Genomic DNA, 273 nt, shown 5'->3' with positions numbered 1-273 from the left:
ATTTAAGCAAGAAGTCATTGAGCATATTCTAGTGCGTCATGAGCAGGCGGCAGGCCATATGGCCGATGCCTATTCGCGAGTGACAGGCAATACGGGTGTTGTGCTCGCCACCTCTGGCCCAGGCGCGACCAATACGGTAACGGCTATTGCCACGGCCTTTATGGATTCAGTGCCAATGGTAGTCATCTCAGGACAGGTCCCTAGTAGTCTAATTGGTGAAGATGCGTTCCAAGAGACTGATATGGTTGGGGTCTCGCGCCCAATCGTCAAGCA

General features: G+C 52.7%; 1 protein-coding gene. It reads left to right on the top strand.

Going from position 1 to position 273, the window contains the following annotated elements:
* The coding region (locus AAEZ02_RS22495) for a thiamine pyrophosphate-binding protein (RefSeq protein WP_351125268.1) at positions 1 to 273 on the top strand (273 nt) is incomplete at both ends.

This window comes from Shewanella sp. T24-MNA-CIBAN-0130, from assembly GCF_040310185.1.
Lineage (GTDB): Bacteria > Pseudomonadota > Gammaproteobacteria > Enterobacterales > Shewanellaceae > Shewanella > Shewanella psychromarinicola.
The sequence above is the reverse complement of the archived record's forward strand: the minus strand, read 5'-3'. Positions and strand labels throughout refer to the sequence as shown.